Below are 17,607 nucleotides of genomic sequence, written 5' to 3'. Positions count from 1 at the left end.
ATTTCCTTTAAGTTCTATTGTCTTCCCATACTAATCACATTATCCTTTACATATAGGAATTATTTTCATTCCATTTCAAACTATCTATATATACAAAGAAAGATAGTCGCCTATTAGGGAAAGGCATCTAAATATAAACATAACATAAGAAAAAGCACGCTTATAAGCGCACCATAAGAGTGCTTCTTCATACAATTCTCATGTAAGAGTTCTCGAAAATCATGTTAATCACAAAGAAAAGGCATTAGCTTATACAAGCTAATGCCTTTTCTTTATTCATATCGTTCAGCATCCCATTCTTCTATATTCCATACTTTTGTTATCCATGCTTCATAGAAAGAAGGCTCATGTGAGACAAGTAAAACTGTTCCTTTATATTGTTGTAACGCTTCCTGCAAAGACTTCTTTGTTTCTATATCCAAATGATTAGTCGGTTCATCTAAAATTAAAACATTGCTTTTCGTTACGATAAGTTCACATAAACGTACTTTCGTTTGTTCCCCGCCGCTTAATAAACGAATAGGTTTTAATACATGTTCTTCTTTCAATCCACACTTTGCTAATGCTTGGCGTACTTCTTTCTTTGTCATATCTGGTCGTTCTGCCCAAACTTTTTCTAATGGTGTTGTTTCTGAAGCAAACTCTTCCTGCGCAAAATAAGCAGGATTTACTCGTTCTCCAATAGAAATTGAACCGCTTAGCGGCTTTATTTGACCTAATAACGTTTTTAACATTGTCGTTTTTCCAATTCCATTATGACCAACAATCGCTATCTTTTCTCCTTTTTTTACTTGCAAATTCAATTCTGGACATAACGGAGAACTATATCCTATCCTTAGTTTTTCAGCCTGTAATATGCGACTAACTGGCTCCTCATAAACATTGAAATCAAAACGGGATCGAGGTACATGATTAACCTTTTCAACCCTTTGCATTTTCTCCAATACTTTCTCTCGACTTTTGGCCTGTTTCGCTTTTCGAATTTTATTTTTTTGAATAAATGTTTCTAACTGAGCAATTTCTTTTTGCTGTTTCGCATGCGCCGATTGTAATTGTTTCCTTTGCAATTGATAACTTTGCACAAATTTTTCATAATTTCCTACGTACCGCTTCACTTTCCGTTCTTCTAGATGATAAATAACATTCGTAATACTGTTCAAAAATACTTCGTCATGTGAAATGATCACATAAGCTTTTTCATACAGTCTCAAATACGATTGCAACCATTCTATATGGGCTGTATCTAAATAATTTGTTGGCTCATCTAGCAATAAAACATCAGCTTTTTCTAAAAGGAGCTTCCCAAGTAATAACTTTGTTCGCTGTCCTCCACTTAACTTTGAAACATCCTTTTTCAACCCTATTTCAAATAAACCTAAACCGATTGCTACTTCTTCAATTTCTGTATGAATTTGATAGAAATTAGAGCTTTCCAATATAGTTTGTAATTCTCCATACTTTACTAACAGTTTTTCTACTTCTCCTGCTCCATTCATTTCTTCAGCAATTTTTAACATTTCGCATTCAATCCTATACAAATTAGAAAATGCACTTTGTAAGTATCCTTCAATTGTTATCCCCTCTTGTAAATCCATATGCTGCTGTAAAAAACCTATCTTCACATGTGGAAACCATTCAATGTTTCCGTCATCATGTATAAGTTCTCCTGTTAAAATCCTTAACAAGGTTGATTTTCCAATTCCATTTTTCCCAACTAACCCAACATGCTCGCCCTTTAATAGTCGAAAACACGCATTATATAAAATGGTTTTCTCACCATATGAATGACTTAAATTTTCTACTGTTAATATACTCATTTTTTTCTCTCCTCTACTTATGGTTCATAAGCTAAATAGAGAGCAACAGTAAAAAGCCTTATTTAATTGTGCATATAAAAAATGGGTAAGGTGAATACACCTTACCCATTACATATTATCGTAAAAAAGGATTAAGGTTCTTTACCTGCTGTCTTCAATTTAGCTTAATCGTTAAAAATGGGCAGACTTCTCCCGTATCAAGCTAAAACCATTTGAAGAACAGTTGATAAAGTCATTTTATCCTTTCACTCCTTTAACATTTGTTATATTAAGAGTATAAACTACTCTGTTATATTCTATTCTCTATTTTTTCTTTTGTTCCTTCTCCGTTTTTTCATTTTCTGCGTAAATTTCTTTATACATCTTTTCTAATGCATATGGACTTGTAAAGATGAGCGTTAACGATTTCCAAATATAAATTCTTCTTTGTAATTCTATTCCGTACTCTTTACTAACCATATTTTTCACTTCTGGAATATGCTCTTCGTTTTGAAATTGTTGTACAGACTTCAATTCATTCTTTTTAAAATCTGTTAAAAATCCTATTACAGATCGTCCATGTTCCTGTGACCTTTCTTCTAAATCAAACTGAATTGAATGAACAAAACCTAAAACGTGAAAGATTTGAGCATGTAACCCGACAACAGCACGCTGTTCCATTAAGTTGTAGCACTCTCTTTTTAACTCTTCTACCATTTCTAAAGAATTTCTATTAACTGTTCTTTTGCTGACAAACATAATTTTTAAAATATGAGCGACTGCCCCCATACTTTTTAATATACTCTCTAAAACTTCTACCGCGTCTTCCACATAACCATTTGAAATTATAGAATGAATAAATTCATCTAATACCACTTGAAACTTTTTAATTAAATGTAAATCGCGTAATTCTGGAACATCTTCTCTCAATTGATTCCGGCCTTGAACCCACTTTAAAACTTCTGTCATTTCTTCTTCTTTTAATTCATGATGTTCCATACCATACTTCATTAATAAAATATGATTTTTTAATAAGGACTTTCCTTCTTCAAGATTATCCGGCGTTAATGAATCAACTATTTGCTCTATAGATTTCATCTTTCTCCCCCTATATAAAAAAGCCTCTTAACAGTAATTATACTAAAAACTGTTAAGAGGCTTTTTCTATTTTTTCATATAAGGAGCTAATACTCTCAGAATTTCTTCCTTATCCTTCTTTAACTCAAGTGATGTTAACATATCCATCGTTCTTGGTCTAGGTAATTTCACTTGTACCTCTCCAACTATTGATGCTGGTCTTTGAGATAAAATAAATACGCGATCCGAAAGTAAGATTGCCTCATCTAAGTCATGTGTAACCATAACGATTGTTTGCTTCTCTTGGTGCCAAGAGTTTAAAAGCCAGCTATGTACTTCCATTTTTGTAAAGGCATCTAATTTTCCAAAAGGCTCATCAAGTAGCATAATTGGCTTTTCACATAAATATGTGCGCAAAAAACTAATTCTTTGACGCATACCACCAGACAATTCATCTGGATAATGGTCTGCATATTCATCTAGTTCAAATTGCTTTAATGCTTCCATTCCCTCTGTCAGCCTTTGTTTTTTCGGTTTCCCTTCGATTTCCAATGGAAGAACTATATTTTGCAAAGCTGATCGCCAAGGTAGTAATAAATCCTGCTGCGGCATATAACTTACAACATCTTGCTCTTGTACGTGCGTATCCTTATACGTTACATTTCCACTTGTTGGTTTTTCAACATTTGCAATCATATTTAATAATGTGCTTTTCCCGCAACCACTCGGTCCTACAAAGGAAACGAACTCTCCCTCTCGTATAGAAGCACCAATATTTGCTAATACATTCTTTCCATCAAAAGCTTTTACAATCTCTTTTATTTGTAATCCACTCATTTTTCACTTGGAAGGAACTCATTTGTAAAGGCATCTTTCACATCAATTTTCTTCTTAATAACTTTGTTATCATATAAGAAATTCATGTAATTCGTCCAAACTTCTTCCTTCTGTACTCCCCACGTTTTTGCATCATCTTGATATTTCGTACTTAACCATTTTTGACTTTCTTGTACTAATTCTTTATTCACATCTGGAACTGCTTTAATTAAAATATCAGCAGCTTCTTTCGGTTCTTTAATTGCAAAATTATAACCTTCTGTCGTTGCACTCATAAACTTTTTCACAAAGTCTTTATCTTGCTTCGTATGTTTTTCACTCGTAATAATAACAGGACTATAGAAATCAAGCGCTGGGTCTAAGTCTTTCACCATAATCGTATTTAACTCTTTTCCTTGGCGCTTCGCTTCAATTCCATCCCATCCGTAATATATCCATTCAAAGTCTGCATCACGACCGATTGATTTAAAGAAATCTGTTTGTCCTAAGATGATTTTTTCAACTTTATTAAAATCAGCTTGATGCTTCTCCATGATTGTCTTCAACGTTGCTTCTTCTGCTGGTCCTCCCCAGCCGCCGTAACGTTTACCTTCAAAATCTTTTGGTGACGTCATATTATCTTTTTTAAGTGATGCAAAAGCTGAAGTGTTATGTTGAATGATTGCTCCTATAGATACAACAGGAATACCTTCCACACGAGCCAACGTTACATTTTCTTGTGCGCTTATTGCGAAGTCAGCTTTTCCGGAAGCTATCATTTGCTCCGCTGTCACATTATCACCTGGCTGAATAATTTCTACATCTAATCCTTGCTTTTTATAATAATCTTTCGCTTGCGCTACATATAGGCCAGTATGATTCGTATTCGGAAACCAATCTAATACTACTTTTACTTTTTGATCTTTACTTGCACTTTCTTCTTTCTTCGCCGGATTACATCCAGCTACACCTACTGCTAATAAGGCAGCCAACATAACTTTTAAACCTTTTTTCATTTTCTGCCGTCCTTTCTATATATCCATGGTGCTGTTATTCTTGCCATAAACTCCACAATAAAATACAGACATAATGTCACCATAACAATAATTGCCGCCACACCAAATACTCGGGCTGTTAGAAAGGATTTTGTAGCTCTTGTAAGCATAACTCCTAATCCTTCGCTTGCACCGAGCCATTCCCCAATAATTGCTCCCATTACGCTATATGTAACTGCAATTTTTAAACCTGAGAAAAAGTATGGCAGCACTGCTGGAAACTTTACTTTCTGGTAAACTTGCCATTTCGTTGCCTTCATCGTTTGCAACAAATTCAACATATTTTTATCTACCGTTTGAAAACCTTCTAAAATGCTGAGCGCAATCGGGAAGAAACAAACGAGTATTACTACCATTACTTTCGGTAGCATTCCATATCCAAACCAAATAATAAATAACGGTGCAAGTACAACGATTGGAATCGTTTGCGAAATAACAAGCAACGGATTTATTAAAATACGAAATAAAGGGATAACATCCATAATAATTGCAATACTTGTCCCAATTAAAATCGCAAAAAACAGTCCGATTAGAACCTCTTGTAACGTTTGCATCATATTCGGTAATAGTAAATCTTTCATTCCAATTAATTCTTGAACAATGGCAGAAGGCTTCGGTAAAATCCACGGTTCAATTTTAAATAATGAAACAGATCCTTCCCATATCGCTATGAGAAGGATAAGCCAAATTGTTGTAATTATTTTAGATTGCTTCTGGTTTTGCATATTCATCACGGTACTTCCAAACCTTTTCATCTATCGTTACACCAGTGCTTGGACGATAATGGATTTTAATAGAAGTAATCACTTCTTCTGCTCCAGCATCCACACAAGCTTGTTGCGCACGTTTAATGATATCAAGAAGTACATCTAATTCTCCTTCCAGCGTTGTTTCCATTGCCCCTACTTCATAACGAACTCCCGATTGTTGTACAACTTCAATTGCTTTATCAACAACAGAATACACATCTTTGTTCTTCGCTTGTGGTACTACTGAAAATGAAATTGTAACTTGTTGTGACATAGTAAAATCCCCCTTATAAAATGAAATATTAAAACAAGAAAAGGCTTTCCTACTGCGTAGGAAAGCCTTGTATGCAAGTTATTATAGAATAACATATGCTACATCACTTTAAGTAACTCCCTACGCTGGCATTATCCAGATCAGGTTGAGGGTCGATGTTTGTTTACATCCTCTCAGCCAATTGGCTCCCCGGTCCTTAATTCGTTTTCATTGTAGCATGATTTATTTTATTGAACAAACAAAAGCACGTATAATCATTTCATTTAACTTTTGAATTCCCCTATTAACTCTTGTAACTCCTGTGAAAGCCAGCTTAAAGAACTAGCTAATTCAGCTATATCTTGTACAGACATTTCCTGTTCTTTCATACTTTCTTCAATATTATTACTACTATTTGCATACTTATTTGCAATAAGTGATAGTTCATTTACAACACGAACAATATTTTGGCTATTTTGCAATATATCACTTGAATTGCTAGAAACAACTCTAACTTGATTTGTAACAGATTGTGCTGATTTTGAAATTTTTTCAAAGAAAGCACCACTACTTTGAAAAAGTTTAATTCCGGATTCTACTTCTTTTGAAGCTTTTTGTATTGAAACAACAGCTTCTTCCGTTTCAACTTGTGTTTCCCCTATTAATTTCGCTATATCTTTTGCTGATGCTTCCGTCTGCTCTGCTAATTTACGCACTTCATCAGCAACAACGGCAAATCCCTTTCCGGTTGCCTCAGCACGTGAAGCTTCAATAGAAGCATTTAAAGCTAGCGAATTCGTTTGATTTGAAATACCTGTAATTACATTTACAATATCACTAATTTCTTTTGATCTTGTTTCCAAAGAATGAATGATAGAAGATAAATCTTGTACTGCATTTTGTATTATTTTCATTTGATTAATCGTCTGTTCAATAACACCATTTCCTTTTACTGAATGATGCGTCGTACCTTCAGACTCTTTCGCCATTTGTTTTGCAATATTAGTTATCTCTTCCATCCTATCTTCCATTTCATATACAATACCTAAATACTTTGGTACTGAAGTTTCTTGTGATTGAACGCCAGCCCTTAACTCAACTATAGAACTTACGATTCCTTGGACTGCCATACTATTCTCTTTCGTACTCACTGACAATTCTTGCGAAGATGAGGAAACCTGTTCTGCTGTCTGCTTCACTTTATCTATAATTCCTTTAAACTTCTCAATGGTATTATTAAAATACGCATTAATAATACCAATATCATCTGGTCTTTCCTCTAATTTAATACTTAAATCACCTTCACCGACTCTGCGCAATCCTTCACGTAAATCCCGCAATGGAGCAAGTGCGTTACGCACAATTAAGAATTGAATAAAAGTTGCAATTAAAACAGAAATACAAATAAACATTAAACCTTGTATAATGAACTTTTCTTTTGTACTAGGAACAATAGAAGCATCTACATCAGCTGCAACAAGTGCCACAATATTACCTTCTCCATCTTTAATTGGCTCTAATATCGTTACCCATGTTCCTAATGCGTCTTCATATACTTCTGTCATGTTTGCTTTTTTTGTGCTCATTACTTTATCATATGCTTTCATCCAAAGGTCTGGTTGTTTATAATATTCTCCCGGCCTTACTTCAACAACATTTGCTAAACCTGTAGATAAATCAATGATTTGTAGCTCACCTTTTTCATTTTTTTTCGCTCCAACAATATAGGTTTGTCCAACACTGTTCAATTCTTCCGTTGATTCATCTAATTTCTCTGTTAACTTCTCTCTCTTTTCTCTTTCTGCTGTTGGGTCTTTTGCAACATCTCTCAATATTTCTGCGTCTAATTTATGTAATACCGTATCTCCTGTTTCAAAAGAATGCCTTTCAAATATAGACATCATGCTATTTTGAAACATGTTAAAACTTAACGCTCCCATAGTACCGACAAGCGTCAAAATAACTAACACAGTTAACAATACATTTTTTTGAAGAAATGATAGTTTATGCCAATATCTTCTCATTAACATCACCTTTCTTAATTAACTTACTATAAAGTAACGCTATTAAAATATACACCTTATTAATAAACGATAACGGCTCTCATTTGTTTATAAACAAAAAAAAGACCAATGAAAAGAGCATTGGTCAAGACCAACCCTATCCGTCCGGTAACTGGCTAGCATAGCCTTTCGACCTTAGCTCCTGTAGTTTTGCGTCCTAATGTTTCCATCAGTTTGCCTTTCTCGCTGAACGAGTTGAACGATATGGGAGTTCTATGAGAATTAAATTATTCTCTATCAAAGATTACAACATAAGAATTAAAATGTCTACCTATTTAGAGATGCAAATGTAAAGTTTCAAGGTATTATTTTTTCGAAATAATTTAACAAAGTTCGTGAATGTTACATTTCTTGTGTTATATAATAAAAAATGTATATAACACAAGGATTATTTTGGGTATTTGTTTTAATTTTCGTTCAAATTAAATTATTCAAATATATCTTAACTAATGAATTCCGGAGGTAGTTTATCATGTTTTGGCTACAATTTCTTACGTTACTACTCTGCATTTTTATTGGCGCACGCCTAGGCGGAGTTGGTCTAGGAGTAATGGGTGGCGTTGGTATGGCAATACTTGTTTTTGTCTTCCACTTACAACCTACAGCTCCTCCTATTGATGTAATGCTTATGATTTTAGCAGTAATTACAGCTGCCGGTGCACTGCAAGCTGCTGGAGGAATGGACTACCTTGTTCATCTAGCTGAGAAAGCATTGCGAAAAAATCCAAAGCGCATTACATTCTTTGCTCCAATTGTTACTTATTTATTTACACTGTGCGCAGGAACTGGTCACGTTGCTTATTCTGTACTTCCTGTTATCGCAGAAGTCTCTCGCGAATCTGGGATTAGACCGGAACGACCAATGTCAATTGCCGTAATCGCTTCCCAACAAGCAATTACAGCTAGCCCTATATCAGCTGCAACAGTTGCACTTTTAGCAATGCTAGCTGACTATAAAATCACCTTATTAGATATTTTAAAAGTAAGTATTCCTTCTACCTTCATCGCTTGTATGGTAGCTGCATTTGTTGCTAGCAAAATGGGGAAAGAATTAAATGAAGACCCTGAATACTTGAAACGTTTAAAAGAAGGAATGATTCCTAAAATTGAAGAGAAGAAAGAATTTGTTGGTTTAAAAGGCGCTAAACTATCCGTTATCCTTTTCTTAGTAGGAACTTTCCTTGTCGTACTTCTCGGTTCATTTGAAGCACTTCGTCCAGGATGGATGGTTGCCGGGAAGTTAATTCGTCTTTCCATGCCAAACACAATTGAAATGGTTATGTTAACTATCGCAGCTCTTATTATTATTTTCTGCAAACCAAATGTAGAAAGCATCGTGTCTGGTAACGTCTTTAAAGCGGGGGCAACAGCTGTTGTTGCTATTTTCGGTATCGCTTGGATGGGAGATACTTTCTTTAACGGAAACTTAAATATGATTCAAGGATCAATTCAGCACCTAGTAACAAGTGCACCATGGCTATTTGCCATCGCATTATTCATTCTATCTATTTTACTATATAGCCAAGCAGCAACAGTACGTGCTTTAATGCCTCTTGGATTATCACTCGGTATTCCACCAGCACTACTAATCGCAATGTTCCCTGCAGTAAATGGATATTTCTTCATTCCAAACTATGGAACAATCGTTGCTGCCATTAACTTCGATCGCACTGGTACAACAGGTATTGGTAAATATGTTTTAAATCATAGCTTTATGATTCCAGGCCTAATCGCAACATTCACCTCTATCGGAATTGGAATGCTCCTAATATCAATTATGTTTTAAAGAAAAAGCACAAACCGACAATTTTAAAGGGTTTGTGCTTTTTTAATCAAACGTTTGTTTAAATATTTTTAACTGTCCATTATGTTCTTTTCTATTTTTGTGAAGTTCCCTTTCCCTACAAGCTCCTATTTACTTCCACTACTAGCTTCTTCGTACTTTCATACGGAGATTCCGCTAAACTAATCGCGGAAATAACAGAAACACCGTCCGCACCAGCTTCTATAACTGACGCTGTATTTTCAATTGTAATGCCACCAATCCCAACGATCGGTATTGTAATTTCTTGTTCTCTAAAATGAGCTAAACCTTTCGTTCCTTGTACAGCTTTCGTATCTTTTTTCGTACTCGTTGGGAAAATAGGCCCAACACCTAAATAATCAGCTCCGTTTTCAATTGCCCAGCGTGCTTCTTCAATTGTATGGGTAGATACACCAACAATTTTATCACCCATTTTTTCACGAACAGAAGTAATTCCTTCATCATCTTGGCCAACATGCACGCCATCTGCATCTAACTCCATAGCTAGTTCCACATCATCATTTACGATGAATGGTACACCGTACTCTTTACAGACTGCTTGTAGTTCTTTCGCGAAACAAATACGTTTCTCTCCCGTTAAAGCCCCTTCCCCCTTTTCACGAAATTGAAAAATTGTTATACCGCCTTCAAGTGCATCTCTCAATACTTGTAGTGGCTCCTTCGCACAATTGTTACTTCCCATAATAAAATATACTGATAATAATCTAGACATTTCAGCCTTTGTAATACAGGGCATCTAGTTCCCCTCCTTACTATATAAGCTCAATCTTCCCATACTTCTCAATATCACCCGAAGTGGTATTCGCTAACTGATTTAAAAATTCAATTTGGAAACTACCAGGTCCCTTTTCCACTGTCTTAGCAGCTGCCAGTTCCGCAGCTACACCATAAAACGTTAATGCCGCTACTGCTGCCTTTACATAATCCTTTTCTACTGCTACAAATGCTCCTATTACAGAAGTTAGTAAACAACCAGTTCCCGTAACTTTCGTTAAAATAGGGTGACCATTTCGAATAAGGATCGTTCGTTCTCCATCTGTAACAACATCTTCTTTTCCAGTAATCACCGCTACTGTATTTAATTCATCCGCTGCCTGCCTTGCAATACTTACGACATTGCCATTTCCAACACCGGCGTCTACCCCTTTAATTTCCCATCTCTCATTAATAACGTTCGCTATTTCAGCTGCATTTCCGCGGATAATCGCTAAATCAATTTCAGCCGGAATATGTCTCGCAACTTCTGTTCGATACGATGTTGCTCCTGCACCAACTGGATCAAATAGTACTGGTACATTATTCACATTTGCTGATTTACCAGCAAGTAACATCGCTTCTACCTCTTCAGGACGAAGTGTACCCATATTTAAAACAAGGGCTCCCGCAATGCTAGCCATTTCTGCTACTTCTTCTTTTGCATACGCCATTACAGGTGATGCTCCTAATGCTAACAAACCGTTTGCTGTAAAATTTGTTACAACAACATTTGTAATATTATGCACGAGTGGATTAGACTCTCTCACCAAATCCACTACTTTACTAATTTCTTTCATATTCATCCTTTTCATCTCCTAACTATAGTGATGGGAGATACACAAAAAGGCACTTTGCGCGTACGCAAAGTGCCTGAACATGTGCTTTTACACTCTCCCTACGCTGGCATTATCCAACAGGTTCAAATGGTCAATGACGGATTAGTCATACTCTCAGTTTGCATCCACAAACTCCCATGTGTTTATTATTCATCTACTTCAAAGTCTACTCTTATTCTAGTAAAATAACAAGTTCTTTACTTTTCTATTTCATATAGAAGCAACTGATAAAACAATACGCATAATAAAGTGAAACTTTAATCAGTGGGGGCTTTGTTCATCCCCCACTGATTATTAGTTGAACCAATCGGGCTTTTATGGGCAGTTGATCCCCTACCTAACTTCTTGGCTTCCGCTGAATTTTGAGGCAGGGGTCTTACTGCCCGTTAATGCGGGATAAATAAGTATCTATTTCTCATAGTCTCATCATGGCGCATATTATGTTCTGTCGCCATCATTCACCCTCAAACAGATGTTATCCCACTAAAAAACGTTCAAATCTGGAGCGAAACTGAATCTCAAGAAGATGTATGCTATAGTTAACGTATGGAAATTTGAAAGGATGTTTTAAATATGGTAAAAAGCGTTGTAATCGCTGAAAAGCCTTCCGTTGCACGTGATATTGCGCGTGTACTTAAGTGTGATAAAAAAGGAAATGGCTACCTTGAAGGTAGTAAATATATTGTAACTTGGGCTTTAGGTCATCTCGTTACATTAGCTGATCCAGAAAGCTATGATGTGAAATATAAACAGTGGAATTTAGAAGATTTACCGATGCTACCTGAGCGCTTGAAATTAACGGTTATTAAACAAACAGGGAAACAATTTAATGCTGTGAAGAGTCAGCTACTTAGAAAAGATGTAAATGAAATTATTGTAGCGACAGATGCTGGACGCGAAGGCGAATTAGTCGCACGTTGGATTATCGATAAAGTTAAAATACAAAAACCTATTAAGCGTTTATGGATTTCATCTGTTACTGATAAAGCAATTAAAGATGGCTTCGCAAATTTAAAACCAGGTAAAGCATATGACAATTTATACGCTTCGGCTGTCGCACGTTCAGAAGCTGACTGGTACATCGGTCTTAACGCGACTCGCGCTTTAACGACTCGCTTTAATGCCCAGCTGAATTGCGGCCGTGTTGCGATGTATCCCGTCAATAGTTAGGGTGAAATTAATATTTCTAGTATTTATATGACTTGTATGATTTTCTCCCAAATTTATATGGTTATAATGATAATTTTAAGTAGTAAAAACCTCGATTTAATTGTAAAACACCTTTTAAAAAATGGTTATAACAGACTTCTTGTATCTGCCCTTTTAAATTAGACATATAAAAAGATTTTTTCAGTTTGTATTCGATAATTACGTTCTGAGATTTTCTTACACTCCTCCGGAAAATTATTATAAAGAAATTTCGTACTACATTTTAAGTCTTTAGCAATATCAATTATTGCCTTCACACCAAATTGTTCCTTTTCTGTTTCACTCAGATAAATACTAACTTCTTTATTTAGCCATCCCCATACTGTTGTTTTAGGTACACCTATGTAATTAGCAAACTGCTTTATATTTCCATTAAAGCCGCTTTGAAGAATAAAGGACAAATTTTCATATAATGCATGAATACTAAAGCTGTTTTCTTTGCTATTTTCTTTAAACAAAGATTATTATATTTTGAGAAATATAATAATCTTTGTGGTCTGTAAATTGAAGAATATTAAGTGGTTTAAAAAGATACAATTGACAATAAGGACATATACCAATTCTATTCTTTCTATGCAAGAATGGAATTAACTTATTACAAGTAGGGCATTTTTCTTCTAAGTAAATTTTATGATTTATACATACATTATAAGTCGTAAGACACCAGATTAATGGGTAATACAAAAATCCTTTCTCCATTAATTCCTTCAAACATTCCTCCATCGAAATGAAGTTCATTAAAAATACATACAATTCCAAAAAAAATTTAGCATATACTGTTTAAAAGCATAATACCCTCAACAAAAAAAGAAAAAGCACTCGTCAAAGCGCTTTTCTTTAATTTAACTTCTTGTCCTTAAGAAATATTCTATGCGTTATTCTTTAAATTACATTTCCAATTGATAATTTACTAATTTTCCATCATGACATTGTATGCTTTCAATTAATCCATAGTCCCCATCTTTACAACCATCGAAATTAGACAATAATTTTTTTCCAGTTCAAAGTAAAAATTAAATTCCGATTCTACTCGTTTCTTCATTGTATATTTAGCCACCACATCTTTCTTTATCATATATCTTTAATATTACATAACAAACTTTTTCATTTTGATAACATGGCGCTACCTTCTAAATAAATGTATAATTTCTATATTAAAATGCCATTAAAGAAGATACACCATTCGAAATGGGGGAATACAACATGAAAACAAAAATCTACAAATATCCTAGACAAAAGATTAATGGAATTTGGCTAATAATTGCTGGCACAGCAATGTTTTTACTTTTAATAAAATACAACGGTTATCCAAATGTTTGGCCTTTTAGTATCGTATATGCATTAGGTGTAATTTGGCAATTAAACCCTAAAACTAGATATAAATTAGCAGTTGGTCCTGGCACAAAAGAACAAAAAAGGTGGTCTAATTTTTCAATCACCCTATTAGCTATTTTAGTTTTTCTGGTTTGTCATTTTTTTTTCAATGACTATAGAATTGGCTGGCTATTAATCCTTTTAACTGTAGGTATTCATTTTTTACTCTTTATTCCGGTACATGGGAAATTGATGTTTTTTTTATCAATTAGTCTAATAATTAATGCATTAATAGGACTAATCATTAATAACATCAGCCTAGACATATTTTTTGTAATAGATGGTCTAATAAAAATTTTATTTGGTGGTATTTTTATTAAGGTAAGTCCTATTAACTTTTAAAAAATAGGCTATTTTTTAAAAGTTAATGAAATAAGAATATAAATAAGGTGATCCTTGTTTTTAGGAGTAGCCTATGCGTATCAAGCTAAGAAAAGCAAATACCCCAAAATGAGAACATTTTCATTTTGGGGCATTTGCTTTTCTTAGCTTAATGATGATGTGCTGTTCCCTCAATATTGTAAAAGCATTAAAATTGTAACATTATAATATAAAACATAATAACTTCGAGATAAAAGAGCAACTTATGAATTTTCTGTTTTATATACTTTTAAGATAAACACACATATATAGGAATACTCTTAATTATGTGGATGTTTATAAATCATTTAAATAATTTTATATTACGTTAAGTAATGAAGATCAATAAGAATTCATTATTATATATTATGGATAATATTACTAAAGTTATTAGTGTATCAAATAAAGATTAAAAAAACTTAGAATATAATCTAATGTAGTACTAAAAAAATTAAATGCCCTGAAACAGAGTTGATTGAATTAATACTGAACCAACTCGCACTGAGAAACAACTCTGAATACATATAACATACTGATCGGTTCTCATCATCCTTTTACTGTCACAATTGAGATTTATATTATTATAGGGTAAAACCGATTGTACATTTAAACAATCGGTTTTCAATAAAAAGCACTTGGGTTTCTAAAATAAATTTTTAATATTTTTTCACAAATTAACGAGATAATTGTTTTTTATTAATTGCAAAGACTGAAAGAAAAATAAAGACTACTGCATATGCTAAAATAATAATATAATCCAGTACTTCAATACCATGGTGAGCAACCACATCCGTTGGCACCTTTACAATATAATATACAGGTAAAACTTTAGATATTATTTGCATAAAATCTGGTAATAAACCTGGAGGTTGTGCCACACCTCCTAAGAATATAAGTAACATAAAAATCCCAGTTCCAATAACTTGTGCAGAATCACTTGGAACTAACACCCCTATGATAATTCCCCCTAAAATTGATACTATTGAGGTTACCCATAACCAAAGGCATATAATTAGCCATTCTGTGATTGAAAGATTTATACCTTGGTAAAGAAATGCTACCATAAATACAATGCATATAATAAGAAAATTTAAAAATAACTGTGCAATCATATTAGCAATTACATATGTAAATGGAGGTAACGGCGATACTTTTATCAATTTTATCCATCCCTGCGAAAAATCAAGAGATATCCTATTACTTAGTGTGTTTAATCCACTTCCCATTACCCCTATAGTAGCACAGCCAATCATTAATTTTAAATTCCAAGAAACCCCTTCAATTATTGTATCTCCCCCCACTTGGCTAATCAGAATGAAATAAAACATCACAGGGAAGATTACTGTGAAAATTATAAATCGGCGATTTCGTATTGTTCGAATTAATTCACTTTTACATTGAGCAATCAGAGTATTCATTTTGTCCCCTCTTTCTAGCTAGTTACCTTTCTATAATAGTCTTCTAAAGAACTATTTTGCACCTCTAATGCTGATATATCATAATTTTTACTCATTAATACTTTTAAAGTACTTTCAATATTACTGCTTTCAATTTTCACGTTTTTCTCTTTTATTTCCACTGAATTAACGCAAGATAATTGTTTTAGTTCCTTTTCATCTATACACTGATTCATTTTAAAACTAATATAACTACTACATACTTGTGCCTTTAGTTCTTTAGGAGAACCATCTGCAATAATTGCTCCCTTATCTAAAAATATTATGCGATCTGAAACAGAATCCGCCTCTTCTAAATAATGTGTCGTAAGAATAACTGTTTTGTTATTTTCCTTAATTAGCTTCTTTAAAGAATCCCAAAATAGTTGACGTGATGTAATATCCATTCCAACTGTTGGCTCATCCAGGAATAATAAATCTGGATTCCCGCACATTGCTAAGGCAAAATTCAATCTCCTTTTCTGTCCTCCAGACAACTTAGTAGAAATTACATCTTGCTCCTCTTTTAGTCCTGATATTTCTAAAAGTAGATCCATAGGTAAAGAATTTTTATAATAACTTCTAAATAAATTAATAGTTTCTTTTACTGTTAATAAATTTATCACACTAACTTCTTGAAGCATTACTCCAATTCTTTGCTTAACTGAATTATTAGTAGGATTATTCCCGAATAGCTCTACATTCCCAGATGTTTGTCTAATCAACCCTAGCATAATACCAATAATTGTGGACTTTCCAGCACCATTTGAACCTAATATAGTTACAATAGAACCTTTTTGAATATTTAAATCAATATTATTAAGAACCTTTTTATTTTCAAAACTCTTAGTCACGTTTTCCAACTTAATAATTGTTGTATCCACTTGAACTCTCCTCTTATTCTATTTTACTACACTTACAATTAGGATTTTTAATAGTAGATAGAATTTTAGCATCAAAGTTTCTAGTATCTATTTTTAGCTGTTTTCCCAAGGTTAAACTATTTTCAGGTTCAATCATCCTCGGCATTTCTCCAATAATATTAGGCAAATCAGCTAAAAAGAATCCTGATACAATTAAAGCATGATCCGGATTGAATTGTATATTAGGATACCCATTTTTCAACTCTTCTACTGATTTATATAGTTTAGGAGATAGACTGTCTAACTTATTTACATATATATCCTCTAAGCATTGTAAACAACCCGTTTGTTCCGGTATAAAAGTAGGCCCAATATACAAGTCCCATCGATCAACAAATAGCAATGTCCATCTAAATTTATACTTAATAGCCAAAGAATTTATTAAAGAATAGAGTAAAGGATCATACTCATCAACAGCAACTGTTACAAAATTACAATCTTTAAGTTCTGCTTCTAGTTTCTCACTTTGGAATTTTTGAACATCAATAAATTGCGTATTACATAGATCCTTTTTACTTTTATAAAATTGTTCATAAGCATAGACTTTATTCTGACCTATTCTCTGGTTAATATATTCATGACAATTTTCTATATGTAGATTACTCAATGTTCCGCAATCAATTAATTTTAGATTATTGAATTCATATCTCAATAGCTTACTTGCGATTTTGGCCCCCAAAACCCCGAGACCGATTAATGCCATATTAGTATTTTGAATGGATTCTTTCAAAAATTGTTCTTTTCCGTACATATTATTAGTCATCCAATAAGGCAAAATATGCTTATCATGAAGACTTGCAGTAAAATATCCTTTTTGTAAACCCGTAACAATAATATTCATCACTGTTTTTTTATATTGATTTGGAACAAAGTGAATAATATCTTTTAATACTTGTCCGTAATTTAACCTTTCAAAGAACTCCTTTATCCAACTTGTCTTATTTTTATCCTTCAATTTAAATAAGCTTGCAGAAAGGTAACTATTTTTTATACATAATTCATATTCACTTGGAAAAAAAAGAAAATAACCTGGGGTTACAGATATACTTTTTTCAATTAATTCATTATACATTTTTAAT

General features: G+C 33.5%; 15 protein-coding genes, 1 pseudogene and 3 riboswitches. Of the genes and pseudogenes, 3 read left to right on the top strand and 13 right to left on the bottom strand.

Annotated elements, in window-relative coordinates:
- Window positions 1-272: 272 nt before the first annotated feature.
- The 7 genes from ACU8YW_RS02315 to ACU8YW_RS02285 all read right to left on the bottom strand — a co-directional run bounded on the left by ACU8YW_RS02315 (window position 273) and on the right by ACU8YW_RS02285 (window position 7,770).
- Window positions 273-1,817, bottom strand: a complete 1,545-nt coding sequence (locus ACU8YW_RS02315; RefSeq protein ID WP_426934213.1) for an ABC-F family ATP-binding cassette domain-containing protein — start codon at window positions 1,815-1,817, stop codon at window positions 273-275.
- 303 nt (window positions 1,818-2,120) lie between these two features.
- On the bottom strand, window positions 2,121-2,894 hold the full coding sequence (locus tag ACU8YW_RS02310; RefSeq protein WP_426934214.1) for a hypothetical protein: 774 nt from the start codon (window positions 2,892-2,894) through the stop codon (window positions 2,121-2,123).
- Window positions 2,895-2,960: 66 nt separating this feature from the next.
- Window positions 2,961-3,710, bottom strand: coding sequence for an ABC transporter ATP-binding protein (locus ACU8YW_RS02305; RefSeq protein ID WP_426934215.1), 750 nt, complete (start codon window positions 3,708-3,710; stop codon window positions 2,961-2,963).
- Window positions 3,707-4,705: an ABC transporter substrate-binding protein gene (locus ACU8YW_RS02300; RefSeq protein ID WP_353841691.1), complete on the bottom strand. Its 999-nt coding sequence runs from the start codon at window positions 4,703-4,705 to the stop codon at window positions 3,707-3,709. Before ACU8YW_RS02300 ends, ACU8YW_RS02305 begins: the two co-directional genes overlap by 4 nt.
- Window positions 4,702-5,475, bottom strand: coding sequence for an ABC transporter permease (locus tag ACU8YW_RS02295; RefSeq protein ID WP_426934216.1), 774 nt, complete (start codon window positions 5,473-5,475; stop codon window positions 4,702-4,704). Before ACU8YW_RS02295 ends, ACU8YW_RS02300 begins: the two co-directional genes overlap by 4 nt.
- Entirely contained in the window at window positions 5,447-5,767 is a 321-nt protein-coding gene (locus ACU8YW_RS02290) for an MTH1187 family thiamine-binding protein (protein WP_000082897.1), read from the bottom strand. The genes ACU8YW_RS02295 and ACU8YW_RS02290 overlap by 29 nt, the downstream gene beginning before the upstream one ends.
- A 100-nt stretch (window positions 5,768-5,867) precedes the next feature.
- Window positions 5,868-5,969: riboswitch (TPP riboswitch) on the bottom strand.
- Window positions 5,970-6,030: 61 nt separating this feature from the next.
- Window positions 6,031-7,770 (bottom strand): methyl-accepting chemotaxis protein, encoded by a 1,740-nt coding sequence (locus ACU8YW_RS02285; RefSeq protein WP_097889293.1) that lies wholly within the window; start codon window positions 7,768-7,770, stop codon window positions 6,031-6,033.
- Window positions 7,771-7,913: 143 nt separating this feature from the next.
- Window positions 7,914-7,998, bottom strand: a riboswitch (cyclic di-GMP riboswitch).
- Window positions 7,999-8,281: 283 nt separating this feature from the next.
- Between ACU8YW_RS02285 and ACU8YW_RS02280 the strand changes: the two genes are divergently transcribed.
- Window positions 8,282-9,595 (top strand): anaerobic C4-dicarboxylate transporter family protein, encoded by a 1,314-nt coding sequence (locus ACU8YW_RS02280; RefSeq protein WP_426934217.1) that lies wholly within the window; start codon window positions 8,282-8,284, stop codon window positions 9,593-9,595.
- 115 nt (window positions 9,596-9,710) lie between these two features.
- On the opposite strand, the gene thiE is transcribed toward ACU8YW_RS02280, so the two are convergent.
- Together thiE and thiM are read right to left on the bottom strand one after the other, a co-directional pair.
- Window positions 9,711-10,370, bottom strand: a complete 660-nt coding sequence (gene thiE, locus ACU8YW_RS02275) for a thiamine phosphate synthase (RefSeq protein ID WP_426934218.1) — start codon at window positions 10,368-10,370, stop codon at window positions 9,711-9,713.
- A 16-nt stretch (window positions 10,371-10,386) separates the two neighbouring features.
- A complete protein-coding gene (thiM, locus tag ACU8YW_RS02270) occupies window positions 10,387-11,202 on the bottom strand; it encodes a hydroxyethylthiazole kinase (RefSeq protein ID WP_097858171.1) in 816 nt (271 codons plus the stop codon).
- Between the two features lie 63 nt (window positions 11,203-11,265).
- Window positions 11,266-11,375: riboswitch (TPP riboswitch) on the bottom strand.
- A 424-nt stretch (window positions 11,376-11,799) separates the two neighbouring features.
- Here thiM and topB point away from each other — a divergent pair.
- Window positions 11,800-12,372, top strand: a pseudogene (topB, locus tag ACU8YW_RS02265) (DNA topoisomerase III); the annotation flags it as partial.
- 182 nt (window positions 12,373-12,554) lie between these two features.
- Here topB and ACU8YW_RS02260 read toward each other — a convergent pair.
- The gene (locus tag ACU8YW_RS02260; protein WP_426934219.1) at window positions 12,555-12,893 is read right to left on the bottom strand and encodes a hypothetical protein; all 339 of its coding nucleotides are present in this window, start codon (window positions 12,891-12,893) and stop codon (window positions 12,555-12,557) included.
- A 745-nt stretch (window positions 12,894-13,638) separates the two neighbouring features.
- Between ACU8YW_RS02260 and ACU8YW_RS02255 the strand changes: the two genes are divergently transcribed.
- Window positions 13,639-14,151, top strand: a complete 513-nt coding sequence (locus tag ACU8YW_RS02255) for a DUF6609 family protein (RefSeq protein WP_426934220.1) — start codon at window positions 13,639-13,641, stop codon at window positions 14,149-14,151.
- 692 nt (window positions 14,152-14,843) lie between these two features.
- On the opposite strand, the gene ACU8YW_RS02250 is transcribed toward ACU8YW_RS02255, so the two are convergent.
- The 3 genes from ACU8YW_RS02250 to ACU8YW_RS02240 are packed head-to-tail and all read right to left on the bottom strand — an operon-like array spanning window position 14,844 to window position 17,600.
- On the bottom strand, window positions 14,844-15,587 hold the full coding sequence (locus ACU8YW_RS02250) for an ABC transporter permease (protein ID WP_002169246.1): 744 nt from the start codon (window positions 15,585-15,587) through the stop codon (window positions 14,844-14,846).
- Between the two features lie 14 nt (window positions 15,588-15,601).
- A complete protein-coding gene (locus ACU8YW_RS02245) occupies window positions 15,602-16,489 on the bottom strand; it encodes an ABC transporter ATP-binding protein (protein ID WP_002169247.1) in 888 nt (295 codons plus the stop codon).
- 13 nt (window positions 16,490-16,502) lie between these two features.
- A complete protein-coding gene (locus ACU8YW_RS02240; RefSeq protein WP_426934222.1) occupies window positions 16,503-17,600 on the bottom strand; it encodes a ThiF family adenylyltransferase in 1,098 nt (365 codons plus the stop codon).
- Between the last annotated feature and the right edge of the window lie 7 nt (window positions 17,601-17,607).

This window comes from Bacillus pretiosus, assembly GCF_052947655.1.
Note: the sequence above shows the minus strand (reverse complement) of the source record. Positions and strands in the feature narration are given on the sequence as shown.